The sequence below is a fragment of the Acidobacteriota bacterium genome, from assembly GCA_016713675.1.
In the GTDB taxonomy this organism is placed as follows: domain Bacteria; phylum Acidobacteriota; class Blastocatellia; order Pyrinomonadales; family Pyrinomonadaceae; genus OLB17.
On record JADJOS010000001.1, the window covers coordinates 1178568 to 1203477 of the forward strand.

Genomic DNA, 24910 nt, shown 5'->3' on the forward strand with positions numbered 1-24910 from the left:
GATTGACAAGAAAATTCGGCCTAACGGGATGCGGCCTTTAACATCGCTGCCATCTTTTCGTGAATGATGTTGACGGCCTTGAGCGGACGGAGCATCACTTTGAATTCGGTGATCTTGCCATCGGCGTTCCAATGGATCATATCGACGCCGTTGACGATGATGCCGTCGATCTCGGTCTCGAATTCAAGCACCGCGTCGCTTTCACCGACGACCTCGCGGACATACCGAAAACTGTCGTTCCCGAAAACGTGCACGGCCGCAGTCAGGTACATAGTCGTGATCGCTTTGCCATGCTGCGGCGTATGGACGACGGGCGAATAAAAAACGACGTCATCAGCGAGCAGTTCGCCAAGACCGCTGGCATCACGCTTGAGGACAATCCCGTGCCAATTATCAAGAGCATTTCGATTCATAGTTCGATCATTCCATATTCCGGAGTCTTAGTCGCAACGCCTGCAGTTTGATGAACCCTTCGGCGTCGTGCTGGTCGTAGGCTCCGGCGTCGTCTTCGAATGTGACGACGCGTTCGCGGTAGAGCGAATTTGGCGATTTGCGGCCGGTTACGGTCACATTGCCTTTGTAGAGTTTCAGTCGAACATCGCCGTTTACGACCTCTTGTGTTTGATCGATCATCGATTTGAGGATCTCGAATTCGGGGGCGAACCAGAATCCATAATAGATCGACTCCGCAAACTTGGTGCCGAGGCTTTCTTTCAGACGTGTGACCTCGCGGTCCATCGTGATCGATTCAAGCGCGCGGTGCGCGGTCATGAGGATCGTCACGCCAGGCGTCTCGTACACGCCGCGCGATTTCATACCGACGAAGCGGTTCTCGACCAGATCGACGCGACCGATGCCGTGCTCTCCGCCGATGAAGTTTAGCTTGGTCAACAGATCCACTGCTCCGTACTTTTCGCCGTTGATCGCGACAGGCTCGCCTTTTTCGAAGGTGAGTGTGATCTCGAGCGGCGTGTTAGATGCGTTCTCGGGCGACTTACTTAGAAGGAAGATGTCATCAGGCGGGGCGGCCCACGGGTCTTCGAGGATGCCGCCTTCGTAACTGATGTGCATCAGGTTGCGGTCCATCGAATACGGTTTTTCGGTTGTCGCGGTGACCGGAATGCCGTGTTTTGTGCAATATGCGATCAGGTCGGCACGGCCCTTGAATTCCCACTCGCGCCACGGAGCGATGACCTTGATGTCGGGCTGCAGGGCGTAGTAAGTCAGCTCAAAACGCACCTGATCGTTGCCCTTGCCGGTTGCTCCGTGAGCGACGGCGTCGGCGCCTTCCATTTGGGCTATCTCGATCTGGCGTTTGGCGATAACCGGACGTGCGAGCGATGTGCCGAGCAAGTAAACGCCCTCGTAAAGGGCATTTGCCTTGACGGCCATCCAGACGAAATCTTTGACGAACTCTTCGCGGAGGTCTTCGATATATAGCTTTGACGCTCCCGTTGCTTTCGCTTTTTCGTCGAGTCCGGTCAGTTCTTCGCCCTGGCCGACATCGGCGCAATAGCACACGACCTCGCAATCGTAGGTCTCTTTGATCCACAGCAGCATCGCCGACGTATCGAGTCCGCCGGAATAGGCAAGGACGACTTTGTTTATCTTTTTGGTCATTGGTATACAATTATACTCGCGCGAGGATACAAATGACCAAATCAGGCCAACTTTGGGGCGGACGGTTTACCGAATCACCGAACGAAACATTTGCGGAGTTTAACGATTCGTTTCGTTTTGACCGGCGATTGTTCGATGCTGACGTAACGGCAAGTATTGCTCACGCCCACGGGATCGAGAATGCCGGCGTGATCACAACGGACGAACGACGGGCGATAGTCGAGGGCCTGACGCACCTGATGGAGCAAGAGGCCCTGAACGATCAGTTCTTTGCGGACTCGACCGCCGAAGATGTCCATTCATTTCTCGAAGGGAAATTGATCGCCCTCGTCGGCGATGCGGGGCGCAAACTGCATACGGGCAGAAGCCGTAATGATCAGGTGGCAACGGCATTTCGGCTGTGGCTGCGAGATGAGATCGATCGGATCGACGGGTTCGTGCGGCTTGCTCAAAATGCCTTGGTTGCAGTTGCTGAGCGTCATCGAGACGCCGTTCTGCCGGGATACACGCACTTGCAGCGGGCACAGCCGGTGATGTGGGCACATTGGTGCCTGGCGTATTTTGAAATGCTCAAGCGAGACCGCGAACGACTGGCCGATGCCCGAAAGCGAGTCAACATCTTGCCGCTCGGATCCGGAGCACTTGCCGGAACAGGATTTCCGGTCGACCGCGAAAGCATGGCCCGTGAGCTCGGATTTGAGGGCGTCACGGCGAATAGTCTCGACGGCGTTTCGGACCGGGATTTTGCGGTGGAATTTACGTCCGCGTGTTCGCTGATAATGGTTCACTTGTCGCGGCTGGCCGAAGATCTGATCATTTATTGTTCGACGGAATTCGGGTTTGTCAGCTTGAGCGACTCGGTGTCGTCAGGTTCGAGTCTGATGCCGCAGAAGAAAAATCCCGATGCTCTCGAGCTGCTGCGAGGAAAGGTGGGCCGAGTTTTTGGTCATAATATGGCATTGCTCGCGACGCTCAAGGGGTTGCCGTTGGCATATAACAAGGACATGCAGGAAGACAAAGAGGCGGTCTTTGATACGGTCGATACGGTTTCGATAAGCTTACGGGCCGCGGCGATAGTCCTCGAAAATCTGACTGTAAATGAAGCGATCACGAAAGACGCGGCGACGAAAGGCTATTTGAACGCGACCGAACTTGCCGATCATCTGGTGAAAAAAGGCGTTCCGTTCCGGACCGCACACGAGATCGTCGGTAATGCCGTCCTTTACGCGATCGGCGAAGGAAAGGAATTGCATGAACTCAGGATCGACCAGCTCAGAGAGTTTTCGCCGATGATCGATGCTGATGTTATGGATGCCCTTAGCCTAGATGCGGCACTCGCTGCCAAGACCACGAGCGGTGGAACGTCTCCTTCGCGTGTAGCAGAGGCACTGGAAGCTGCCAAAAAATACCTCGAATACTAAATGGACAAAAAGGCACTGATCGAGCAAACCGCACAGAACGAGCTGATGCAATTTCTCGGCGTCAAGGTCGAGGTTGCAACGGCCGAACGCGTCGTTCTGACGATGGAGGTCACACAGAAAGTGCATCAGTACGTCGGAATTATGAACGGCGGCGTTTCGCTTTACTTAGCCGAAACCGCGGCGTCGATCGGCGTTGTGGCCGGAGCTGACCTGACAAAAGTAACGCCGGTCGGAATCGAGATCAACGCCAATCATTTGCGAGCTGTTTCAAAAGGCATCATAACTGTCGAAGCCACGCCTCTCTATCCGGGCCGGTCGATGAGCGTTTGGTCGATCAACATCACCGACGAACGCGGCAAACTCGTCTGCACATCACGCCTGACATTGTTGATCCAAAAACGGGCGGTCTATCAGCCGGAATAAGCCTCCTTATGCATCGATTTGTTCGACATCTGATCACCGAATGGCGGCGGCTGGGGCTGCCGTTTGATGGCGGGGCTGTCGCCGTTGCAGTTTCGGGCGGTGCTGATTCGGTCAGTCTGCTCATGGCGATGGCGGATCTTGTGAAACGTAAAAAGATCGGGCACCGGATAATTGCGGCCCATTTTGATCACGGATTGAGGAGTGAGGAGAGCGATGCGGACCGCGAATTTGTTCGCAAACTTGCCGTTCGTTTAGGCGTCGAGTATGTCTGCGGAAACGGAAAGATATCAAGACAAGGAAATCTTGAGCAAAATGCCCGTAATGCCAGATACAAATTTCTTCGGCAAACCGCCTCAGAGAACAATGCTTTCGCCGTGCTCACGGGCCACACCGTAAATGATCAAGCTGAAACTTTCTTACTTAATCTGATTCGCGGCAGCGGCACCGACGGCCTGAGTGCAATGGCCGTAGTAAGGCCGCTGGACAATGAAAATCTCGAACAATTTCAAATTTCAAATTTGAGATTCGAAATTTCAGATCTTAAATCTGAAATTGCTTTGATTCGTCCTTTACTCAAATGGGCGAAAAGAGATGATACTGAAGCGTTTTGTCGCGACAGCGGAACTGCATTCCGGAACGATTCGATGAATGACGATCCAACATTCAAACGCGTCCGCATTCGCAAAGAACTGATCCCGATGCTTGAGACGATGAATCCGAAGATCATCGAGACACTCGCCGGGACGGCCGAGCTGCTTGGTCAAGGGTCTGCAAATAACTCAATCCAAATAGACCTTTCCGACGAACTTAACATTAGCGATCTGAGATCGCTGGAGGACGGCCGCCTCAATCGTACATTGCGAATGTGGCTGGCTCATCAAAGGGGAAATAAGCGTGGATTAGGACTGAAACATATAGAAGCGATCAAACGTTTGGTATTTAGTGAAAAGAGCGGCCGGCTGGCAGAGCTTCCGGGGAACGCCAATGTATTGAGAAAGGGCGGCAAACTTGTATATCAAAAGAATTAGGTTGAAATTGCGCGATGCGCAAACTAAAATCAAAGGTTGACGTGAAAAACGCTCTTACGTGTTTTGCATAACAACGCTTATGGGCAGACTTTCATCAAATGTGAACGTGATACTTTCGGATGAAAGTGAATTGGAGGCTGTAAATTGAGTTCTAAAGCAAAGCAAGTTTTATTGTGGTTGATGATCATCTCGAGTGCGCTGGTGTTTGTGTGGTTCCTGCAGACCAAACAGACAAAACCGCCGGCAGAATTGTCGATCGACATGGCGATCACCCGCATCAACAATAAAGAGATCAACGAAGCGTTCTTTAAACAATCGCAGGTCGAATTCACTGATGCTTCGGGTAATAAGTTCGTAACGATAGTCGGCAGCGACGCGACCCGCGAAATGCTCGGCAAAAAGGTCGACGAGTTTAACAAGGAAAACCAGACCGCTCAGATCAAGACGACCGACGAGCCCAAGAGCGAAGGTTGGGGCTGGATAATGTTGATCCAGTTCTTGCCGTTCCTGCTCTTGATGGGATTTTTGCTTTTCACGCTGCGGCAGATGCAGGCCGGTGGAAACAAGGCCTTGAGCTTTGGAAAATCTAAGGCAAAACTGCTCAACAATCAGCAAAAGCGCATCACATTTAAGGATGTCGCCGGCGTCGAAGAGGCAAAAGAAGAACTCGTCGAGATCATCGAGTTTCTAAAAGATCCGCAAAAATTCCAGAAGCTCGGCGGCAAGATCCCTAAGGGTGTCCTGATGGTGGGCCCTCCGGGAACCGGTAAAACCTTGCTTGCCAAGGCTGTCGCCGGCGAAGCTAACGTTCCTTTCTTTTCAATTTCAGGTTCTGACTTCGTCGAGATGTTTGTCGGCGTCGGAGCTTCGCGTGTTCGAGATCTTTTTGAACAGGGTAAGAAAAATGCTCCTTGCATCATCTTTATCGACGAGATCGATGCCGTCGGACGCCACCGCGGTGCCGGCCTGGGCGGCGGTCACGATGAACGTGAACAGACTCTCAACCAACTGCTAGTCGAAATGGACGGTTTTGAATCGAATGACGGTGTGATACTCGTCGCGTCGACAAACAGGCCTGACGTGCTCGATCCTGCGCTTCTGAGGCCGGGTCGATTTGACCGACGCGTTGTCGTCGGTCGGCCTGATGTTCGTGGACGCGAGGGAATTCTCAAGGTCCACACCCGCAAGATCCCGCTCGACGAAGCCGTCGATATCAACGTGATCGCTCGCGGAACGCCCGGATTTACCGGAGCCGACCTCGCGAATATTGTTAATGAAGCGGCACTCAATGCTGCTCGTTTTAACAAAAAAGTGGTCGCGATGAACGATTTTGAGATCGCCAAGGACAAGGTCATGATGGGCGCAGAACGCCGGAGCATGGTCATCTCGGACGAGGAAAAACGCATAACGGCATATCACGAAGCGGGCCACACGCTGGTCGGCCTCAAGGTGCCGAATTCGGACCCTGTCCACAAGGTGACGATCATTCCACGCGGAATGGCTCTCGGCGTGACGATGTATCTGCCGGAGAAAGACCGTCTGAGTGCGACCAAGGAATTCTTGCTCGGCCAGATCGCGACCTCGATGGGCGGACGTATTGCCGAGGATGTTTTCATCGGCAGCATCACGACCGGTGCTTCGAACGATATCGAACGTGCATCAGAGATCGCTCGTGCGATGGTTTGCGAATACGGTATGTCAGACCTCGGGCCGATGACCTTCGGCAAAAAGGAGGAGCAGATCTTTCTCGGACGCGAGATCTCGCAGCATCGTGATTACTCCGAGGACACCGCGATAAAGATCGATCAGGAAGTGCAAAAGATAGTCTCACAGCAATACGCTCGGGCCGAAAAGATCATCAAGGACAACAAAGACGCGATGATCCGCCTTGCCGAAGCACTGCTCGAATTTGAAACGCTCGATGCAGTTCAGATCCGCCGCGTAGTCGCCGGATTGCCGCTCGACCGCGACGATTCGCCTTCGACGACGAATGACGGCGGAACGCCGGAAACGGAAGAGACATCGAACAATCCTTTCAAAAAACCGATCCTGCCAACGCCCGCAACGGCCTAAGGCAGAAACGCGGGCCGTTTTGAGAGTGTATAAAATACCAAGAACCGGGGTCGTTTTTCGAACCCGGTTCTTTTTTGATGTATGAATCATCCTGTACAACGTAGCTCGCTCCCTACCGTTCGTGTTTCTGCCATCTGGCAAACCTCACGCCGACAGATCAGCCTCGACCGTGCGTTGGTGATGGCGATATTGAATGTTACGCCGGACAGTTTTTCTGACGGCGGGGCGTTTTTGGCGGTTGATGACGCGTTGCGGCAGGCTGAAATGCTGATAGGGGAAGGTGCCGATATTATCGACATCGGCGGCGAATCGACACGGCCGGGGAGCGAGCGAGTTTCGGCGGAGGTTGAGATCGAGCGTGTTGTGCCCGTGATCGAGGCGATCGCGAAGCGGTTTGATGTTGCTGTGTCGATAGATACGAGCAAATCACACGTTGCTGCCGCTGCGATGGATGCCGGCGCAGAGATAATCAATGACATTTCGGGGCTTCGGTTCGATGCGGAGATCGCAGATGTTGCTGCGCAGACGAATGCAGGTCTAGTGCTGATGCACTCGTGCGGCCACTTTGAAACGATGCATTCCAAACCGCCGGTCGAGGACATCTTTGCGGAGGTTTCCGCCGATCTAAAACGATCCGTCAATGAGGCAAAAGCTGCGGGGGTAGCGGACGCGAATATTGTTCTGGACGTCGGTATCGGGTTTGGTAAAACACTTGAGCAAAACTTAGAGTTGATAGCGAAACTTGATAGACTGGTAAACGAATTTGCAGAATTTCCGATACTCGTCGGCACATCGCGTAAGTCGTTTATCGGCAAGATATTGGGCGGTGTTCCACCGTCGGAGCGTTTGGGCGGCAGTATCGCTTCGGCGCTAATTGCCGTTCAAAACGGAGCAAAGATCGTCCGCGTGCATGATGTGAAAGAGACGGTCGCTGCGATAATGACCGCCGCCGCGATCGAAGGAGAAATGAAGGTATGAAGAAATTACAGCCGCTCGTCATCGTCTTAGTTATTTGTGCGTTTTTCGCTTCGGCGTTCGCTGACGTGCCGCCCGATCCGGGCTACAACCGTGTGTCGCTGAGCATTATCGTCGAACCTGCCGAAGACCTCGCGGACTACCGATTCTTTCTCAAAAACGGCTTCGATCTCAAGGAATACACACTCAAGAAAGGTGAAAAGGTGACCATTTCGTCGATGGGCGGCGGAGCCCTGTACCGAAACGGCACTTTTCTCGCGGTTCCGAAAAAGGCCCTGGCCGGCATGAACGAAGAGCCGTCGGGCGACCGTCTGAATCCGATGCAGAAGGCGATCGCCGACGGCACGGTTCCGGGGACGATCAAGCTGATCGATCACAGCTTCGTTCGCGACGTGCCAACCGCCGAAGCGAGCAAGTGGAAAGATCCGTTCTACCGTATTGAAAAGGATGGCGACAGCGGGATAAAGGCTGTACTGGTCTCGGGTGGACAAGCAGAAAGCAAAACCGCCGGCACGACCGACCCATATTATTCGAACGAACCAAAGACACCTGCATTTTGGGCGACGGTCGTGGGCGGTTCGCTGCTGACGTTGGCGTTGATCTTTTTTGGCGTATTCGTCCTCAGGCGATCAAAGGCCGGTGCGGGAAGTGCCGGTTCATTAGCAAAATGAAATATCTAAAAGTATTACCGGCCATCATCGCGTTTCTTTTTGTCTCAGGTTTCACCGAGTGCTACAAACCGGTGACCAACTCCGGTTTGCCTAAGAATATCAAGACGGTCGCGGTACCGGCGTTTCAGTTTGAGGCGAAAGGGATGCGGTACCGTGTCGAATCGCGATTTACCGAGGCCGTAACGCGAGAGATCATTCGCCGCGGCAACGGGATCAAAGTGCAAGGAACACGTACTGGTGCGGATGCGGTTGTCGAGGGCACGATACGCGACTTCAGCTTTTCGGGCGTTTTGCTCGACCGCGAAGGCCGTGCCCGCGTTTATGAAGTGACGATCATCGGCTCGGTCACGATCCGCGACCTGAAGCAGAACACGATACTCTACGACAATCAGAATTTCGTGTTTCGCGATTCGTTCGAATTTAGCGAGGATCCGCGTTCGTTCTTTAACGAAGAAGACCCGTCCGTTGAACGCATGGCACGTGCCTTCGCCGAATCCGTCGTTTCGGCTGTGGTGAACGGTATCGGGGTGAATGAAGAGAAGAAATAGGAAATAATTTGCCACAGATACACACGGACGAAGAAGGATCAGAAAATGACTTCATAGAGCTTACTTTCTTCGGATCTGTGCTTATCTGTATTATCTGTGGCTAACTCCCTGCCTTTTCGCGGCAATTTACTCTTTTTATGGCGGTGTTGACCAGGGAACAGCTTTGGAATCAGTTGAAGGGCGGCGAGATATTGCCGGTCTATGTGCTCTTTGGCGTTGAGACGCAGCTGCGCGACAAGGCTGTAAAGGCTATCGCGGACAAATGCTTTAGCGAGGGCGACCTGCGTGATTTCAATGAGGACGAATTCAGCCTCAATTCGGACGAGAATCTGCAGCGGGCGTTGGGGGCAGCTGATCAGCTGCCGATGATGGCGTCCCGGCGTGTGATACGAATTACCGATGTACGAGTAACTGCCGGCGGCAAGACGGACACGATCAAAGAAGAGCATGAGCCGGCCTTGCGGCGATATCTCGATAACCCTTCGCCGACGTCAACGGTCATTTTCATTTCGGACGACCTTAACGGCGTCAAAAAAATGGGCAAATTGCTTCGTTCTCAGCCCGGAGCTGTCGAATTTTCGATCCTCGAGGACGAGGAACTTGCAAGGGCGGCCCAACGAGGTTTTGCTGAACACGGTATCAAGATCGATCACGCTGCTGTACGTTATCTTGTTTCGCTCGTCGGCCCGAATGTCCGCCGATTGACGAACGAGGTCGAAAAACTCTCGGCCGCAGCGATGCCCGAGGCCGTTGTAACCGCCAATCTGATCGATGCTCTCGTTCCAAATACACGCGAGATCACCAATTTTGCTTTGACCGATCAGATCGTTCGCAAAAATAAGGCAAAGGCATTGACGGTGCTGCACAAGGTCCTTGATGACGGTGCCGAGCCGGTAATGCTGCTCGGCCTGATCTCATACAATTTCAGGCGACTGCTGATGGTCGCGGACATGATGTCGAGGGGAATGGACCGCCGCGAGGTGGCTCGTGTAATGAACCTGCGGTACAGCGATCAGGAAGATTTTCTCAAAGCCGCACGTCAGATCGGCGCCAAAAAACTCGCCCACGCGCTAAAGCGCATAGCCGAGACCGACATCGCCCTTAAATCTTCGCTTGGCGGCGGCGGGCCGACAGGATCGCGGATGCAGATCGAAATGCTCGTCTGTGAACTTGCCTCAATGTAACAGTTTAGATCGGTGACAGGCCGGCGGCCCGATTAAAATAATTGTAGAGATCGTTATAATCGCCAACCGAGCGATTCAAAATTAGCGGCAATTGAGCGAGATCTTGGGTGTTTACTACCAAATTCAGATTTCTCAGAAACGCGTCGTGGGCATTCATCGTTGCTGCCGAATCTTCGAGCGATACCAGGAAAAGCCGGCGGCGTTCGGACGAATACATCGCATTGGCCTTTTGCTGGATCACAGCCGCTCCGCCCAATTCGGGAGCAAAATCCGGCGAGAATATCAGCATTTCCGTCTTTCCTTCGCGGAGCCGTTCGTTTGCCTGGGCCGGTGTTTGGGCGACATACACCTTGTAACCGGACGACGATAGCAGCTTTGCGGTCTCGTCGAGTTTTGCGCCCAGACAGAGCAGGATTCGGCGGGGCTTTTCGTTTTGTTCCTCGTCGCTTTCAAGAACGCCCTTGTCCGATTTAAGTGCCGACATCAGCGAACGCAATGCGCTGTTGATCTGAATGCCTGATTCCTTTTCGGCAAATTCCTGTGCGCCGTCGGGAACTGCCGATGCGGGCTGGCTCGATTCGAGCTGCTGCACGGTCGAGAGTCCTCGGCCGGCCGCATCCTTTTGAACGCGGAGCATGTTCTGGCATCTAGGGCACCGAACGGTAAAGTTGCCGCTGGGTATCTTGGATTCGTCTAACTGTAGAGAAACAGAGCAGTTATCGCAGCGTATTATCATAGCAGTGGTCGTTTGTCAGTGGTCAACATTCAGTATTCAGTTCATGTCCATTGAAAGGCGACTGGCTACTGAAAATAGATCTATTCCATCATGTTCAATACCGAATCAGGATTCGACGCGGGCGGCGGAGGCGGTGCCGACGCGTGGTTCTTTGCCTGTTGAGGTCGGTTCGCGGTCGAATAATCTTCGGTCGATGAAAGGCCTTTGAGCTGGAGCAGCAAGTTGTTTTGATTGGTTGCAAATGACAGGCCGTCATCCATCGAAATGTCTCCGCGGTCGATCATGTCGCGAATGACCGAATCGAAATCCTGCATTCCATCGATCTCGCCGTCGCGGATCGCATCAAGCAATGACTTGCCTTCGCTTTCGCCCTTTTCGATATATTCGCGGGTTCGGGGATTTGATTTAAGTATCTCGACGGCAGCCATACGGCCTTTGCCGTCTGCACGCGGGATCAAACGCTGCGATACGATGTAGCGAAATGTCTGGGCAAGCCGCGTTCGGATGATCCGCTCTTCATTCTTCGGATAAAGCCCGACGATACGGTCGATCGTTTTTGAGGCGTCGATCGTGTGGAGCGTCGAGAGCACAAGGTGGCCCGTTTCTGCGGCTTCGAGAGCGATCTCAGCGGTCTCGAGGTCACGCATTTCGCCGACGAGGATCACTTTTGGAGCCTGTCTAAGTGCGGCGCGAAGTGCGGAGGCAAAATCTTTGGTATCGGCACCGACCTCGCGTTGGTTGATGGTCGATTTTTTGTGGTTGTGCAGAAATTCGATCGGGTCTTCGATCGTCACGATGTGATATGCCTTGATCTCGTTTATACGATCGATGATCGCTGCGAGCGTCGAACTCTTACCCGAACCGGTCGGCCCGGTGAGCAGAACGATGCCGTTGCGTATCTCGGCGATGTCTTCGAGCGTTTTCGGCAACCGCAGCGAATTAAAATCAGGTATCTGATGCGGGATGACACGCATCACGATCGAGAAAGAACTCCGCTGCTGGAAAATATTTACACGAAAACGGCATTTGCCCGGCAAGGCGTAGCTGAGATCGGCGGTACGGTTCTTCCAAAGGTGATTGGCCGCATCCGGATTATCCCGAAGCAGAGACATCGCGATCATTTCGGTTTGATAGGGTGTCAATTTACCTAAACCGATCGGCGATGTCGGATAAAGAACACCGTTGATCTCGACCTGGGGCTTTTGATTGGCCGAAAAATTGAGGTCAGAGACGTTGTCTGAAATGAGCAGCATCTGCTCAATTATGGGCGCTATGTCTAGCAAACTCATTTGATGGATCTACTCCCGGATCGAATTGAAACAAGGCAGGACTGAGACTTGGACCAACAAAGACGTGTCAAGGGCGAGCCGCTTTGCCGTTTCCTATTATGAACCATCTAATAGAGAAAATGCAAGATAATTTTGTACAACAACTAAACTGTTTTAACACTCAGCGAAATGAACTTTCGAGTTTGCTCAGCGATCGTTGAGCCATTTGCCAAAAGACCGCTGATGACAGCTATCGAATCGGCACCTGCCGCAAGGACAGAAGCTGCATTATTAAGATCAATACCGCCGATCGCGACCAGCGGCAGACGGCCGGCGATCTCCCGAACCTCACGGAGCAAGTCGATGCCTACGATGTCGTCAGGATCTGCTTTCGTAGTTGTTGAGAATATGGGGCCGAAAGCGAGATAGTCAATGTCAAACTCGAGGGCATCGCGCACCTGTACGATCGAATGGGTTGAATAACCGATGATCGGAACCTTTCCGAGAAGACGGCGAGCAGCGACAGGCGGCAGATCCGTTTGACCGAGATGGACGCCGTCGGCATCGATCGCCATTGCAATATCAACGCGGTCGTTGACGATCAGAACGACATCATTCTGTCTGCACAATTTCGCTGCTGCTCGAGCATCGTCAAACCAATCAAGAGGAGAAGCGTATTTTTCGCGGAGCTGAATGATCCGAGCACCGCCTTCGATCAAACGTCGGGCCTGTTCGGTGTGAGAAAGGCCCGATAATTGAGTATCGGTTATCGGATAGATCTCCGGAATTGCGAATTTCACGTTTCGAGTGTTCAAAACAGGCCTTTCATCATCAGAAAACAATCTTCACCGTTGGTGTAATATTTGTTCACCCGTTGCACGATCGTGTAACCATTTCGTCGATAGAGTTCTTGTGCCGGGTTATTGCCGACACGAACCTCGAGCATGATCGTCGCCAGGCCGCGGGAATGTACCGCCTTCTCAATGTGCAAAAGCAGTTTTTCAGCGAGCCCGCGGCGTCGATGTTCCGGAGCGACCCCGATCGTTGTGAGGTGTGCCGATCCGTTGTCACTTTCCATTACGAAGGCAAAAGCGACCATCTCGCCATTTTCGGCAAGCATCCGATAGCTCAATGTCCGCGGCTCATTCAACAAGTAATCGAACGTGTGCTTGGTGTAATTGTCTCCATTGCGAAAGCAGCGAATATTTAGCCGCAGAACTTCCTTGAGCTGGTCGATCGTCAACGGATGTATCGAGTACGTGGTCGGCCGTGCGGGGACGATGATGTCCGGCTCGGCTGCGAGCGGTGCCGAAAAGAAATTTCGAATTGTGGTCAATACGGCCATCGTTAAACAATTAACATACAGTCGCCGTAGCTGTAAAAGCGATATCGCTCGCGGACGGCATGACGATACGCATCCATTATCAATCCATGTCCGCCAAAAGACGATGTCAGTAACAGCAACGAGCTCTGCGGCAGGTGAAAATTAGTAAGCAGAGCATCGACCGCCCGAAATTTGTATCCCGGCCTGAGCGTCAGTTCAGCAAGGGAATGCCCGGATCCGAATATTCCGGTTGCTGTGATCGAGCTTTCCAGTGCTCTGGTCGTCGTCGTACCCACCGCGATGATCCGTCGCCCTTCAGACTTGGCTCGGTCCAGCATATCAGCCGTGTGGTCACTGATACTGTATGACTCGGGGGAAACGTGATGATCGGCGAGATCTTCGGCCCTTATGGGCTCGAAGGTTCCATAGCCGACATGCAAGGTGATCTCGGCGATCTCTGCACCGGCATTCCTCAGCAGGTCAAACATCGCCGGGGTAAAATGCAATCCGGCCGTCGGAGCCGCGATCGCTCCGCGTTCCTTAGCGTAAACGGTCTGATACCGCTCTCTGTCAGTATCGACGTTCGTTTGGTCGCGTTTGATATACGGCGGAAGCGGCGTGCGGCCGATGCCGTTCAAGATGTCGTAAAAATCACCGTCCGATTCAAAATTGAGGCGCACTTTACCGTCGGAAAGCTTTTCGATAACAACGGCAGAGAGTCGTTTGTCAAAAATAATACGTTTGCCCTGATGCAGACGTTTGGCCGGCTTGGCCAATACGTCCCAACAACCATCGCTCGTCTCAGCAACAAGGAATGCCTCGATCCTCGCTCCGGTTTCGGACCGGCCGATAAGACGCGCGGGAAAGACCTTTGTATTATTGACCACGATCAGGTCACCCGAACGGACAAACACAGGAAGATCAGTGAACGATTGATCCTCAAAGCTGCCCGAGGTCCGGTCAACGACAAGCATTCGCGAGCCATCGCGACGCTCGGCCGCCGTTTGAGCGATCAATTCGGGCGGCAATTCGTAATCAAATTCGGAGATCCGCATAGTGAAACTGTAAGACACGAGCCATCAATTAGTTGAGGCAATGAGTAGATTGGAATATAATCCAATCATATGCTCTAAATGTGCCAAAAATTAGTTGGCATCGTTTTAATTGATAATTGTATCAATAATTAGCGGACGCTACCCAAAGTCGGGTGGGCGTTCATTTCGCCGGCTTTTGCGAAAAAGCCAAGTGACCAGGAGGACAGTATGAAAAGCAGATTATTTAACATTTCGATATTTACGGTCGTGATAATGGCCGCGGCATCGCTTACAGCGATGGCACAGGGCACACTTCGGTATCAGACACGTTATTCAAAAGCTCAGGTAAGCGGCATCATCGCCAAGCTCGAAAACAGCAGTGATAAGTTCCGTCGGGATTTCGACAAAGCGATGGATAACAGCCGGTACAATGGCACAAGTGCCGAAGATCAGTACAATGCAAATGTTCGTGATTTTGAGAATGCATTGGACGAATTGCGACGCGACTTTAACCGTACAAATTCCTGGTGGGAAACGCGCAACGAGGTGTCTGATGTTGTCCGCCAAGGACAAAATGTCAACACGATGATGAATTCGATCTCGTTCCGACGGACGCTTGAACGCCAATGGAACGCGATGCGAAACGATGTCAACACGCTGGCCGATACATACGACCTGCCTGGCCTCAATGGCGGCGGCTGGAATGGCGGTAATTGGAACGGCGGCGGCTGGAACGGCGGCAATACCGGCGGCCAGACAAGTACTCCTCCGAGTTGGGCCCAGGGAACATTCTACGGAACTGCCCCTAACGGTACTCGGATCATCCTTACGATCGACTCTAATGGCCGTGCGACATCAAACATCGGCGGTTCGATCAATTACGGTACGTACAATCGTGGTCTCATCACGTTTGGCTATGACTCAGCCCGTGTAAACCGGACGAACAACGGTCTCGAGACCGTCAGCACATCAAATCGTGAAACGATCCAATATAGCCGCAACAATTGGGGCGGCGGATGGGACGGCGGCAACACCGGCGGCCAGACAAGTACTCCTCCGAGTTGGGCACAGGGGACATTCTACGGGATCGCTCCAAACGGAACCCAGATCACGCTGACGATAGATTCGAGCGGCCGTGCAACATCAAACGTCGGCGGTTCGATCAATTACGGTACCTATTATCGCGGTGTGATCACGTTCGGATACAACTCAGCACAGGTAAACCGGACCAATGCGGGCCTCGAAACTGTCAGTACATCAAATCGTGAAACGATCCAATACAGCCGTAACAGCTGGGGCGGCGGCGGCAACACCGGCGGTCGTCCGCCAAGCTGGGCGATCGGTACATTCCGGGCTACAAATGCACCTAACGGCGATATGATCATCATGACGATCAACCGTGACGGAAATGTGTTCGTGACTGTGAACAGCGGCGCTTCTTCGACGTCGGGAACGATCAATGGCTCCATGCTGACGATCGGTGTAAACACCGCTCGTGTCTATCGTCAAGGCAACGGTTTCCGTACCGTTTCGACCACCGACGGCCAGACGATCAACTACGTCAGAAACTAAGCTTTGGACAGCTTATTTAACAAAGAAAAGAGCCGGATGTCGCAATGACATCCGGCTCTTTTCGATTTGAAATAGCCCCGAAATATCGGGGCTAAATTTAGCTTGTAACCACCATTGTTAATTGTTTTTTCATATTATCACCCCCAGTGATGACAATATTACACAATTCGATCTGATAAGGCTACAACTTTCTTGAGAAGATGGTACCGAGGGTCGGAGTCGAACCGACATGGGCGTTAAGCCCGCTAGATTTTGAGTCTAGTGCGTATACCAATTTCGCCACCCCGGCAAGGTGAACTAAAAATAATACTTTTCTTCGAATCGCAGGTCAAGACGCAGCGAACGAGAAGGTGCAGTGTCAGTTGCTGCAGCCGCAAGTGAAACCGTCGGTGACGACCAAGTCATCTATATACTGACCCTCGCGAAACCCGCCAATGTCAGTCCCGACACGCCATCGGAGCTGTGTCGTTTGGCCGGCCGCTGATGCCGGCAGACGTACGGTCGTGGTGACGAACTCAGACGTCTGTTCGATGCCGCTCCGTCCCGACCAGCCAAGACGACCGCCGAGAGGATTTTGGCAGCATGAATCGAGCAGCCCGTCGTAGCCGCCGGATTCGAACCTTCCGCCCGCCGCAATAATATCGGCCCATTCGCCGCTGCCGATCCTTATTTCCAGCACCGACCCGTCATAGAGTCGGTTTCGAAGGAACGTCGTCTCAAATTCATACCAATTTCTAAAGGACAGTTTTGCATTCGGCGATGATACCGTAAATGCCGGTGAGACCATTTCGTTAAGCCCGATCTGTAGAGGATCGGGCGAGAATGCTGACTTCGAGCCCGACTGGGAACGGCGAGATGAAACGGTCCAATTCACAGCCGCACCGGTCGCACTCCTGGACCAGCGAACAGGCAGAACGGCAGGCGAGGTTCGATCGAAATTTTGACTGAACGCGATTCGAGGTTCGCCGCTGGCGATTGGTATTTGCAAGATACCCAGCGACAGGAACCCGTCAACAAGGTCGATCAGAAGCATCAGCGGATCCCCGCAGTTCACGGAGGGAGATACGGTAAAGGTAAACTCCCGCGTTACCACCGGCCCGCCCGGCGGCATTGCTCCGTACGTCTGCGTCGGACTCGCATTTGTAATGCCGTTGATAGCAACGATGTTTGCCCTGAGGTTCTGGGCAGCGGCCAAGCCGGTGTTGCGCAGCGATAAATTGACCGTGATCGTTTCTCCCGGTTCGGCCACACGGTTCACGCGGCAGCTTTCGCTGACAAACTCAAGGCCCGCATTTTCAATTACAGCGACCGGTTGCAAGGCAAAGTTGCGGACGGCCGCCTCGCCTTCGGTGACCGGAATAACAGCCGAGCCCTGACGAAACCCGCGTTTTGTCGCGGTGATCTCGTAGCTGCCCGGCAACACATTTATTGGACCGTAGGAGCCTGTTGCCGAGGTGCTCCGTGTATGCGGAAATGCGCTGATCGCGGCTTCAGCGATCGGCGAGCCGGTAACAGCATTTGTGACCGTTCCGGCGATCGTCGCTCGGGGAGCCGGCGTACATTCCGCAAACTTAAATCGGCCAATTCGGCTCAACCAAGTGAAATCACTGAAATCCTGACTCGCCTGTGTGTAGTACTCGCCGGTCTGCCAAAACGTACAATCGTCGACAGGATCAACGCTCAGGCTGGAATAATCGCCCCACCGCCATCCAAACGCCTTTTGCACACCCGTTCCGTCAATAAGTGATGCCTCGCTTCGGTAAGTACCCGGCGGATCGGAAGCCAGACGGCCGGAATAGAAGATCGAAGGCCTTTTTTCTTCCGAAACATAGTTATACCCGACGGCAATGTTGCCTTGATGATCTTGAGCTGCACTGCCTATCCAGCGAGATGACGTTGTGTCGCCAATGGTCGCCTGATCAGTCACGGAAAAGGCTCCGCCTGACCGTCTCAGTTCGTACACGCGAACTCCGGCCCTGTAAGGCTCGGACGGTGAAACGCGAACCGTTTGATTTACGACAAGCGATTCGCTCGTTCCCAAATTGCGATATGCGAGCCGGTAATTCAAGCGATCGCTGTTCGCATCAAGCCTCTCGCCCGGAGCCGGCTGAGTGATATCCGTCCGATCCGGCGGGCTGGTCGGGTCGAATGCGGCGACCGGGATCGGGCTTTCCGGACGTTCAGTAAATGTCGAATTTAGGGGCTCGGAAAAGTGAACGCGGAAATCGAACAGCCTGATCGCATCGACCGCATCGCCGTATTCGGTTGCCGAAAAGCTCGCGAATACATTTGGTGCTCCGGGAGCCGGAGCCCGCAGTCCATCCATGTCGGAAGGCAGGATATTTCCCAATCGAGCGGTCGAAAATGACGGCCGAGAGAAATAGACATATCCCGCTGTCGGATCACCGGCAAGCATCTTGCTGCGGTCAAAGGCAAACATCCCGGTACCGGCATAGTCTGAGCCGATAAACTCTTCCGTAGACATGTAATATCCATCAGGCCAGACACCAAATTTTGCAAAATCGTTGATCCTTATGTTCGGCATCGCAAATTCGTAAACATAATAGGCACCGGTCGGGTCGCCGGTCTTGGACACAGCGATCATCTGTCGAAACGGCGGAAACGCCTGACAATATTGGCTTATCAGCCAACGGTCCGCCATTGGATCATAGAGCACGACCGGCAGGCCGTCGTTGCGGGTAGAACAAACGGTGTTGAGCGGTGCAAATAGCGAACTAAGAGGTGTCGGCGGCATCAACGCTCCGCCATTTTTGTCATACGCCCTAAACAAGGTATTTACAACCTGAACATAGTGGTCCGGCCCAACATCACCTGTCATATCCGGCGGTATGATCAGTAGATTGAATGCAGTGACATTGTCGTAATTGGACATACCGTCAAAGGTAAGCGACGGTGAAGGCATATTCTCGGCGGACATCTGAGCGATCGCTCCGTCGGAGTTTCGAACACCATTCGGGGGCATGCGGCCAGCTGCCGGTGCAGAGTTGTCAGCTTTGACTGCCGGAAGCACTCCGTCCGTCCGCTTTGGCGGTGAAAGGAACGTGCCGATGCGTGCAGATTCAGCAAATACCGCAGCGGTTTCGAACACCGGCCCATCTACCGGTTCGTTTCGGTTTACCGTCTTTTCCGCCTCAGTATACCGGGCCAGAAGTGCCGCCGAAACGACAATCAAACCAAATATCAATGCCGCTCTTAGTTTCATCGCGAGGTGATTCCTACCGGAGAATGTTGTTCAATAATAGTTCCAAACCGGCGTGGAAACAAGAAAAAGCGGCGAAAGCTGCAGCGGTCGGGAACGATCGCAGCAAGACCGAAACGGCTTTGAACTTCTCTGGACTCTGTGAACTATTTTTTTGGAGCCTTTGCGGCTTCGGCGGCTAAACTTCGATCAAGACTTCGATCTCCACTCGCCTCTTTGCTTCGTCAAGAAAACTCTCGATCCTCGCAGCGACACGTTCCTCGATCAGGATCGCCCGTATCGCATCGCGCTTCTCTTCGAGTGTCGGAACGCCTCGACCGCTGTTTCGGCGGGTAAATTCGGGCACGAAAACATCTCGATAGTAACGGGAAACTTCGTCGGGAGTTACCACCACAAATGAGCGAAAACGAAAGTCGATATAATTTTCGATAGACAGCCGTTGGGCGATGATCCGTTCGAAATTATCATCTTTCACCGAGCGGAAGCCAACTTGTTTCAAACGTGTTTCGAAAACTGCTGTTGAAGGGAAATAGGTCAGCGTTTTGGCAATTGCTGCGGATATCTGCTCTTCGGTCGGGCCCGGCCGCGGGAACCTTTCGGCCTCGAGAGCAAAGATCCGCTGGTCTATCAGTGTCCGAAGTGCCCGGTTCAGGTCTTCGCTGCGGGGAGGGTCGAGCGGAACGTCGGGCTGGAGTGCGAGCTGCCATTTTAGATCGGAATATGTGATCAATTCGGTGCGAACACCGTCTTGGACAGTTGCTACCGTCTTATCGACTATCTCCTGGCCGGTGGCAGATGTCGAAAATACCGCAAATACCATCAATATTGCAGAAAATATGCCGCCCGCGACCCAACATTTGGAAATTCTTAGATGCATTTGCATGAAGTTACATTTTCGGCTTAATAAAACCGACTGTCAACGCCGATTCCCTGCCGTTAAAACTGTTGACAAAATGTTTAAAATCGTTTGTAATTGGAAAGGAGGTTCTTTAGCTTCTCAAGCCGTAAGTTTGCCTTGCCCGATACCCTGGTTTCCACAAACGCCGCCCGCGGCCAACTATAAATGCTGATTTCACCGCCGCCGAAAAAAGGCGTGCGCCTCGCGCATACTGACACGCCGACCAACGACGCAGCCAGCGATCTGAGATTTATTTCGGATCTTGGCCGCAGTTTGTTGTTCATAGTTCACCCCAAAAAAGTCGCTAACCGCGTTGCCGATGCTCTGCTCGAAGGCGTCGGTGCGTCGGCGTGTGTTTTTGCCGCGGAACTCAAAAGCATTGGTCTGATCAGCAGTTCATCGGTTGCAGACGGCTCATCGGCGGCTGACCGTTTGATGCGGAAGCGGTTCGAAAAGTGGCTGTCGTTTTTGCCGCCGCAGATCGGCTATTGCGAAGAAGAGAAGAGCGAATTCATGATCGCGGATACAGGACATGCGGCGGAATACGTCTGCCCTCTGCATATCGACGGCGAGATCAAAGGAGCGATCGTGACCGCCTTTGCCGATAGAGCAGACCTTACGGATCAGGTTTCAAAACTTATCGACGCTGCAACTCAAATGGCCGCGATGAGCGTAAATCTGTCGGCCCATTACGAATCAACGCTCAACAGTTCGATCAACCAAGCCCGCGAAGAGCACCGCAAATTTACTGAGGCTGTTCTCGATTCGCTGCCGGTCTCACTCTACGTCGTCGATCGTGACTATCGGATCGTGACATGGAACCGTCACCGAGAGGTAGGTGTACAAGGCATCCCGCGCGATTCGGCGATCGGGCGAGATGTGTTCAACGTATTGGCGCGTTATCCGCAGGGCCGTTTGCGGCAGGAATTCGAGCGAGCATTCCGCACAGGCGAGATCGAACGGATCGAGCAGCAGACGGTGGCAGATGACGGTTCGACGAGGCATTGGATCGTCAGCAAGGTCCCGATGCGCAATGCCGAGACCGGCGAAGTAACCCACGTGATAACGGTCGGAGAGGACGTCACCGTTCGTGTCGAAGCGATCCACGCCGTGGGCCGTGCCGAAAAACTCGCGGCGGTCGGCCGTCTGGCCGCAGGTGTCGTGCACGAAATAAACAACCCGCTCGCAACCATTGCCGCCTGTGCCGAGGCTCTCGAACAGCGTATCGATGACGGCGATTTTGCGGATTCGCGATCGGCTGATGACCTGACCGAATATCTCGGACTGATCAAAAGCGAAGCGTTTCGCTGCAAGACGATCACAACGGGCCTGCTTGATTTCAGCCGCGTCCGAACCGGCGAGCGAACATCGACGGACATCGGCGAAGTGGTGAGGTCGGCGGCAAACCTCATTTCGCATCAGAAAAGCGGCAGTGACATCTCGATCACGGTCGATGTCGCTTCGGACCTGGCTCCGGTAAATTCTGACGGCGGCCAGATCCAACAGGCGGTTATTGTCCTCGCCACTAATGCGATCGACGCGATGCCCGAGGGCGGCGACCTGACGTTTCGTGTTTTCGAACAAAGATCGCGAATTGTGATCGAGGTCGAGGACACCGGCACCGGAATTCCGGCTGAAAATATGTCCAAGATCTACGAGCCGTTCTTTACGACCAAAGAGGTCGGCAAGGGAACAGGCCTCGGACTCGCCGTCTGTTACGGCATTATCTCAGAACACGGCGGCCGCCTAAGCGTTCGTTCGAACGTCGGCAAAGGCACGACCTTCAGCATCTTCCTTCCGGCGGCTCGATAACTGCTGAGAACCCTCCATTTTTCCGCTAACTACCATGGCAAAACTATTAGTCGTTGATGACGAGAAGAATTTGAGACTGGTGATCCAAAAAGAGATGGCTCGGCAGGGTCACGACGTCGATTGTGCCGACGACGGCGAGATGGCCTGGACGATGCTCGAGGAGCAGGACTATGATGTCGTGCTGTGCGACATAAATATGCCGCGGCTCGACGGGCTCGGCCTGCTTCGCCGCACACGCGAACGCTGTCAGAATCCGCCCGAGGTCATCATGCTTACAGGCCAGGCGACGGTTGAATCTGCGATCGAAGCGATGAAGCTAGGTGCATATGATTATTTGACCAAACCGTACCGAATCGGAGAGCTTGCCGCACTAGTTACCGCATCTGCCGAAAAACAGCAGCTCAAGGTCGACAATCAGCGTCTGCGTGCACAGATCGCAAGGACCACACGCTCACTGCCCGAGATCGTTGCCGAATCGGTGCAAATGAAAGAAGCCCTGAGGCTAGTCCATCGCGTCGCTCCTTCCGACACGTCGGTCATGATCACCGGCGAATCGGGCGTCGGAAAGGAACTGATCGCTCAGGCAATTCACAGACTCAGCCGCCGCTCGGACAAACCGTTCATCGATCTGAACTGTGCGGCATTACAGGATACGCTGCTCGAAAGCGAACTTTTTGGTCACGAAGCCGGAGCATTTTCAGGCGCAAAGGCCCGCAAACTCGGCTTGTTCGAGATCGCTGACGGCGGCACGCTTTTCCTTGATGAAGTAATGGAGATGCCGTTGCAGCTGCAGTCAAAACTGCTGCGCGCATTAGAAACACGTTCATTTTTCCGCGTTGGCGGTACAAAGAAGGTCGAGGTAGATGTGCGGCTGGTTGCTGCGACCAACCGCGACAAGGATTCGGCCATCGCAGATGGCGTGTTCCGCGCCGACCTGATGTACCGCATCAACAGTTTCGAGATAAATATTCCGCCGCTCCGAACCCGACGCGAAGATATCGAGCCGTTAGCTCGCCATCTGCTACACAAGCTCGCCGGCCACAACGAACCCGAAATGTCGCCCGCCGCGATCGAAGCTCTGTGTGCGTTTGACTGGACCGGCAACGTCCGTCAGCTTCGCAATTGTCTCGAACGAGCGATCCTGCTCTCGGACAACAACATGATCACGCCGCGTGAACTGCCGCCGGAGATCGCCTATCGAACTGAGAAAACAAGCTTTTCGGTCAGCTATAACACGCCGCAATCGAATGGCGTCAGCTCGTTCCAAAACGCATCGCCAACCAACCTTCGCGACTCCGAACGTGCCCAGATCATCGGAGCTCTCGAAAAAACCGGTTGGCACCGCGGCAAGACCGCCGAACTCCTCGGCATCTCGCCATCGACATTATACCGGCGTCTGCGGGAATACGATCTCGACGTTCGTTAGTCCGGTCCAAGTAGCTGATCGAGTCAGGCCGTTGTCACGAACAGGAAACGCTGTTCGGACAACGGCATTAGTTTTTGCGTGAAAGCGATCTTCTGTGCCTCAAGTGCAGTCTTCAGGTTTTCGCCGCCAAAGAACAGGAGTTGGGATCTTCCCGACCAGCTTATCAATCTCGGGAGTTTTTCGGTGAATTTGTCGAGGGCACGACACGTCACGGCCTTGCAGTGGCCCAGGTTCGTCTCGGCAAATTGGGTCGACGAGATGCGCGTGCGGTGTTTAAGTCTAAGTTTTTCCACCGCGAGCGTCAGGAACTTGGCTTTCTTTATCTTTGACTCGATCAGCACGGCTTTCAGATCCTCGCGTACGAGCAGACATGGTATCGACGGTAATCCGCCGCCTGTCCCGACGTCGGCGAACCAAATACCGTTTGGCAGATATTCGAGTAAGGTCAGCGATTCCAGAATATGACGCGTAGCAAATTCCTCAGGCGATGACGGCCCGACGAGGTGTAGAAATTCGTTGTGCTCCCGGATCAGATCGTAGTAATCCGCGAGGCGTTCGATCGCATCATCGGCCAGCGTCAGGCCGAAATCGGTCTGGTGTGTGTTGATCGCACTGATAAATTCTGTTCGCATTGCTATTTAGAGAGTTTCACGCAAAACCGAAGAGAACGCAAAGAAAAATCGGAAGCCGCGTGTCTTCGGCTCCCGACTCTCATCTTTACGTCTGTCGACTGATTTTTGGTGCGGACGAGAAGAATCGAACTTCCACTGCCTTGCGGCAACAGGCTTCTGAGACCTGCGCGTCTACCAGTTCCGCCACGTCCGCACGTTGGGCGAACATTGAGAATACTAATTCGGTGAGTTAAATTCAAGACCGAGTGGATTCAAACCGTTAAAGAAACAAAAAGACGCGAAAAGCAGAAACTCCTTTTCGTGCTATTTCGTGCTGTTTCGCGGTTACTGTCCCAACAGTTTTGATATATTGAACTAGTGCAAAGTGATCTCGCCGACAATCTGAAGAACATTCGCCGCCGTATTCGTGAAGCTGCCTTGCGCGTTGGCCGCAATGAGAATGAGATCAAACTGGTCGCGGTCAGCAAAACGCATCCACCGACGGTGTTGAGGCAAGCGATCGACGCAGGTGCTACAGTTTTAGGTGAGAATAAGGTGCAGGAGGCGGAATCAAAGATCGCCGAACTGGGCCGCGGCGCAGCCGAATGGCACCTGATCGGTCACTTGCAGTCGAACAAAGCGAGAAAGGCCGTGCAACTTTTCGACGTTATCCAATCCGTTGATTCGCTCGAACTTGCCCAACGGCTCGAGCGTATTTGTGAAGAGGAAGGACGAGACGAATTGCCAGTATATATTGAGGTCGATATCGCCGGTGAAGAGACCAAGGCCGGAATCCCTGAAAGCGATCTGCCGCAACTGATCGACTATTTGAAAACCTGTAAATATCTACGTCTAGATGGTTTAATGATCGTTCCGCCGTATGACGATGATGTTGAGAAGACAAGGCCGTTTTTCAAACGGCTGCGCGAAATACGCGATAGTTTGCTGCCAAACGGCGAAATATCAATGGGCATGAGCCACGATTTTGAGACCGCGATCGAAGAAGGTGCAACGCTAGTTCGCGTCGGCACGGCGATTTTTGGTCAAAGAGAAAAGAAGTTTTAGC

22 protein-coding genes and 2 tRNA genes are annotated in these 24910 nt (G+C 53.3%); 12 read left to right on the plus strand and 12 right to left on the minus strand.

Annotated elements, in window-relative coordinates; translation table 11 throughout:
* Window positions 1-20: 20 nt before the first annotated feature.
* Complete coding sequence (locus IPK01_05335; protein ID MBK7932917.1) at window positions 21-413, minus strand: nuclear transport factor 2 family protein; 393 nt, start codon at window positions 411-413, stop codon at window positions 21-23.
* Window positions 414-420: 7 nt separating this feature from the next.
* The gene (locus IPK01_05340) at window positions 421-1620 is read right to left on the minus strand and encodes an argininosuccinate synthase (GenBank protein MBK7932918.1); all 1200 of its coding nucleotides are present in this window, start codon (window positions 1618-1620) and stop codon (window positions 421-423) included.
* 32 nt (window positions 1621-1652) lie between these two features.
* On the opposite strand from IPK01_05340, the gene argH reads away from it, so the two are divergent.
* The 8 genes from argH to holA all read left to right on the plus strand — a co-directional run bounded on the left by argH (window position 1653) and on the right by holA (window position 9943).
* Window positions 1653-3041 (plus strand): argininosuccinate lyase, encoded by a 1389-nt coding sequence (gene argH, locus IPK01_05345; protein MBK7932919.1) that lies wholly within the window; start codon window positions 1653-1655, stop codon window positions 3039-3041.
* Window positions 3042-3464 carry a PaaI family thioesterase gene (locus IPK01_05350; GenBank protein MBK7932920.1) on the plus strand — a complete coding sequence of 141 codons (423 nt, stop codon included), beginning with the start codon at window positions 3042-3044 and terminating at the stop codon, window positions 3462-3464. It abuts the gene before it with no gap.
* 8 nt (window positions 3465-3472) lie between these two features.
* Window positions 3473-4492, plus strand: coding sequence for a tRNA lysidine(34) synthetase TilS (gene tilS, locus IPK01_05355; protein MBK7932921.1), 1020 nt, complete (start codon window positions 3473-3475; stop codon window positions 4490-4492).
* Window positions 4493-4636: 144 nt separating this feature from the next.
* On the plus strand, window positions 4637-6565 hold the full coding sequence (ftsH, locus tag IPK01_05360) for an ATP-dependent zinc metalloprotease FtsH (protein MBK7932922.1): 1929 nt from the start codon (window positions 4637-4639) through the stop codon (window positions 6563-6565).
* A gap of 81 nt (window positions 6566-6646) precedes the next feature.
* Window positions 6647-7543 carry a dihydropteroate synthase gene (folP, locus tag IPK01_05365; protein ID MBK7932923.1) on the plus strand — a complete coding sequence of 299 codons (897 nt, stop codon included), beginning with the start codon at window positions 6647-6649 and terminating at the stop codon, window positions 7541-7543.
* Window positions 7540-8211: a hypothetical protein gene (locus tag IPK01_05370; protein MBK7932924.1), complete on the plus strand. Its 672-nt coding sequence runs from the start codon at window positions 7540-7542 to the stop codon at window positions 8209-8211. The genes folP and IPK01_05370 overlap by 4 nt, the downstream gene beginning before the upstream one ends.
* Window positions 8208-8759 carry an LptE family protein gene (locus IPK01_05375; GenBank protein ID MBK7932925.1) on the plus strand — a complete coding sequence of 184 codons (552 nt, stop codon included), beginning with the start codon at window positions 8208-8210 and terminating at the stop codon, window positions 8757-8759. The genes IPK01_05370 and IPK01_05375 overlap by 4 nt, the downstream gene beginning before the upstream one ends.
* A gap of 137 nt (window positions 8760-8896) precedes the next feature.
* A complete protein-coding gene (gene holA, locus IPK01_05380) occupies window positions 8897-9943 on the plus strand; it encodes a DNA polymerase III subunit delta (protein ID MBK7932926.1) in 1047 nt (348 codons plus the stop codon).
* Window positions 9944-9947: 4 nt separating this feature from the next.
* On the opposite strand, the gene IPK01_05385 is transcribed toward holA, so the two are convergent.
* The 5 genes from IPK01_05385 to queA all read right to left on the minus strand — a co-directional run bounded on the left by IPK01_05385 (window position 9948) and on the right by queA (window position 14326).
* Complete coding sequence (locus IPK01_05385) at window positions 9948-10679, minus strand: zinc-ribbon domain-containing protein (protein MBK7932927.1); 732 nt, start codon at window positions 10677-10679, stop codon at window positions 9948-9950.
* Window positions 10680-10759: 80 nt separating this feature from the next.
* Entirely contained in the window at window positions 10760-11968 is a 1209-nt protein-coding gene (locus IPK01_05390) for a PilT/PilU family type 4a pilus ATPase (GenBank protein MBK7932928.1), read from the minus strand.
* 143 nt (window positions 11969-12111) lie between these two features.
* Window positions 12112-12762: a thiamine phosphate synthase gene (gene thiE / locus IPK01_05395; GenBank protein MBK7932929.1), complete on the minus strand. Its 651-nt coding sequence runs from the start codon at window positions 12760-12762 to the stop codon at window positions 12112-12114.
* Complete coding sequence (gene rimI / locus IPK01_05400) at window positions 12759-13292, minus strand: ribosomal protein S18-alanine N-acetyltransferase (GenBank protein MBK7932930.1); 534 nt, start codon at window positions 13290-13292, stop codon at window positions 12759-12761. The genes thiE and rimI overlap by 4 nt, the downstream gene beginning before the upstream one ends.
* A gap of 2 nt (window positions 13293-13294) precedes the next feature.
* The gene (gene queA, locus IPK01_05405; protein MBK7932931.1) at window positions 13295-14326 is read right to left on the minus strand and encodes a tRNA preQ1(34) S-adenosylmethionine ribosyltransferase-isomerase QueA; all 1032 of its coding nucleotides are present in this window, start codon (window positions 14324-14326) and stop codon (window positions 13295-13297) included.
* 207 nt (window positions 14327-14533) lie between these two features.
* Here queA and IPK01_05410 point away from each other — a divergent pair, with 207 nt between their 5' ends.
* Complete coding sequence (locus IPK01_05410) at window positions 14534-15877, plus strand: hypothetical protein (protein ID MBK7932932.1); 1344 nt, start codon at window positions 14534-14536, stop codon at window positions 15875-15877.
* 201 nt (window positions 15878-16078) lie between these two features.
* On the opposite strand, the gene IPK01_05415 is transcribed toward IPK01_05410, so the two are convergent.
* From IPK01_05415 to IPK01_05425, 3 genes are all read right to left on the minus strand, one after another.
* A tRNA-Leu gene (locus IPK01_05415) sits at window positions 16079-16166 on the minus strand.
* Window positions 16167-16235: 69 nt separating this feature from the next.
* A complete protein-coding gene (locus IPK01_05420; protein ID MBK7932933.1) occupies window positions 16236-19100 on the minus strand; it encodes a carboxypeptidase regulatory-like domain-containing protein in 2865 nt (954 codons plus the stop codon).
* 175 nt (window positions 19101-19275) lie between these two features.
* Window positions 19276-19974, minus strand: coding sequence for a hypothetical protein (locus tag IPK01_05425; GenBank protein MBK7932934.1), 699 nt, complete (start codon window positions 19972-19974; stop codon window positions 19276-19278).
* A gap of 186 nt (window positions 19975-20160) precedes the next feature.
* On the opposite strand from IPK01_05425, the gene IPK01_05430 reads away from it, so the two are divergent.
* Both IPK01_05430 and IPK01_05435 read left to right on the plus strand, forming a co-directional pair.
* Entirely contained in the window at window positions 20161-21807 is a 1647-nt protein-coding gene (locus IPK01_05430; protein MBK7932935.1) for a PAS domain-containing protein, read from the plus strand.
* A 34-nt stretch (window positions 21808-21841) separates the two neighbouring features.
* The gene (locus tag IPK01_05435; GenBank protein MBK7932936.1) at window positions 21842-23233 is read left to right on the plus strand and encodes a sigma-54-dependent Fis family transcriptional regulator; all 1392 of its coding nucleotides are present in this window, start codon (window positions 21842-21844) and stop codon (window positions 23231-23233) included.
* Window positions 23234-23256: 23 nt separating this feature from the next.
* Here the strand turns inward: IPK01_05435 and rsmG are convergent, their stop codons facing one another.
* Together rsmG and IPK01_05445 are read right to left on the minus strand one after the other, a co-directional pair.
* Window positions 23257-23865 carry a 16S rRNA (guanine(527)-N(7))-methyltransferase RsmG gene (gene rsmG, locus IPK01_05440; GenBank protein MBK7932937.1) on the minus strand — a complete coding sequence of 203 codons (609 nt, stop codon included), beginning with the start codon at window positions 23863-23865 and terminating at the stop codon, window positions 23257-23259.
* Window positions 23866-23971: 106 nt separating this feature from the next.
* Window positions 23972-24058: transfer RNA gene (locus IPK01_05445), tRNA-Leu, on the minus strand.
* A 164-nt stretch (window positions 24059-24222) separates the two neighbouring features.
* Between IPK01_05445 and IPK01_05450 the strand changes: the two genes are divergently transcribed.
* Window positions 24223-24909, plus strand: coding sequence for a YggS family pyridoxal phosphate-dependent enzyme (locus IPK01_05450; protein ID MBK7932938.1), 687 nt, complete (start codon window positions 24223-24225; stop codon window positions 24907-24909).
* Window position 24910 lies beyond the last annotated feature (1 nt).

Bases quoted from the DNA above. Each gene is read 5' to 3' on its own strand.
- IPK01_05335 (MBK7932917.1), bottom strand. From the start codon at position 413: ATGAATCGAAATGCTCTTGATAATTGGCACGGGATTGTCCTCAAGCGT.
- IPK01_05340 (MBK7932918.1), bottom strand. From the start codon at position 1,620: ATGACCAAAAAGATAAACAAAGTCGTCCTTGCCTATTCCGGCGGACTC.
- argH (MBK7932919.1), top strand. From the start codon at position 1,653: ATGACCAAATCAGGCCAACTTTGGGGCGGACGGTTTACCGAATCACCG.
- IPK01_05350 (MBK7932920.1), top strand. From the start codon at position 3,042: ATGGACAAAAAGGCACTGATCGAGCAAACCGCACAGAACGAGCTGATG.
- tilS (MBK7932921.1), top strand. From the start codon at position 3,473: ATGCATCGATTTGTTCGACATCTGATCACCGAATGGCGGCGGCTGGGG.
- folP (MBK7932923.1), top strand. From the start codon at position 6,647: ATGAATCATCCTGTACAACGTAGCTCGCTCCCTACCGTTCGTGTTTCT.
- IPK01_05370 (MBK7932924.1), top strand. From the start codon at position 7,540: ATGAAGAAATTACAGCCGCTCGTCATCGTCTTAGTTATTTGTGCGTTT.
- IPK01_05375 (MBK7932925.1), top strand. From the start codon at position 8,208: ATGAAATATCTAAAAGTATTACCGGCCATCATCGCGTTTCTTTTTGTC.
- holA (MBK7932926.1), top strand. From the start codon at position 8,897: ATGGCGGTGTTGACCAGGGAACAGCTTTGGAATCAGTTGAAGGGCGGC.
- IPK01_05385 (MBK7932927.1), bottom strand. From the start codon at position 10,679: ATGATAATACGCTGCGATAACTGCTCTGTTTCTCTACAGTTAGACGAA.
- IPK01_05390 (MBK7932928.1), bottom strand. From the start codon at position 11,968: ATGAGTTTGCTAGACATAGCGCCCATAATTGAGCAGATGCTGCTCATT.
- rimI (MBK7932930.1), bottom strand. From the start codon at position 13,292: ATGGCCGTATTGACCACAATTCGAAATTTCTTTTCGGCACCGCTCGCA.
- queA (MBK7932931.1), bottom strand. From the start codon at position 14,326: ATGCGGATCTCCGAATTTGATTACGAATTGCCGCCCGAATTGATCGCT.
- IPK01_05410 (MBK7932932.1), top strand. From the start codon at position 14,534: ATGAAAAGCAGATTATTTAACATTTCGATATTTACGGTCGTGATAATG.
- IPK01_05420 (MBK7932933.1), bottom strand. From the start codon at position 19,100: ATGAAACTAAGAGCGGCATTGATATTTGGTTTGATTGTCGTTTCGGCG.
- IPK01_05425 (MBK7932934.1), bottom strand. From the start codon at position 19,974: ATGCATCTAAGAATTTCCAAATGTTGGGTCGCGGGCGGCATATTTTCT.
- IPK01_05430 (MBK7932935.1), top strand. From the start codon at position 20,161: ATGCTGATTTCACCGCCGCCGAAAAAAGGCGTGCGCCTCGCGCATACT.
- IPK01_05435 (MBK7932936.1), top strand. From the start codon at position 21,842: ATGGCAAAACTATTAGTCGTTGATGACGAGAAGAATTTGAGACTGGTG.
- rsmG (MBK7932937.1), bottom strand. From the start codon at position 23,865: ATGCGAACAGAATTTATCAGTGCGATCAACACACACCAGACCGATTTC.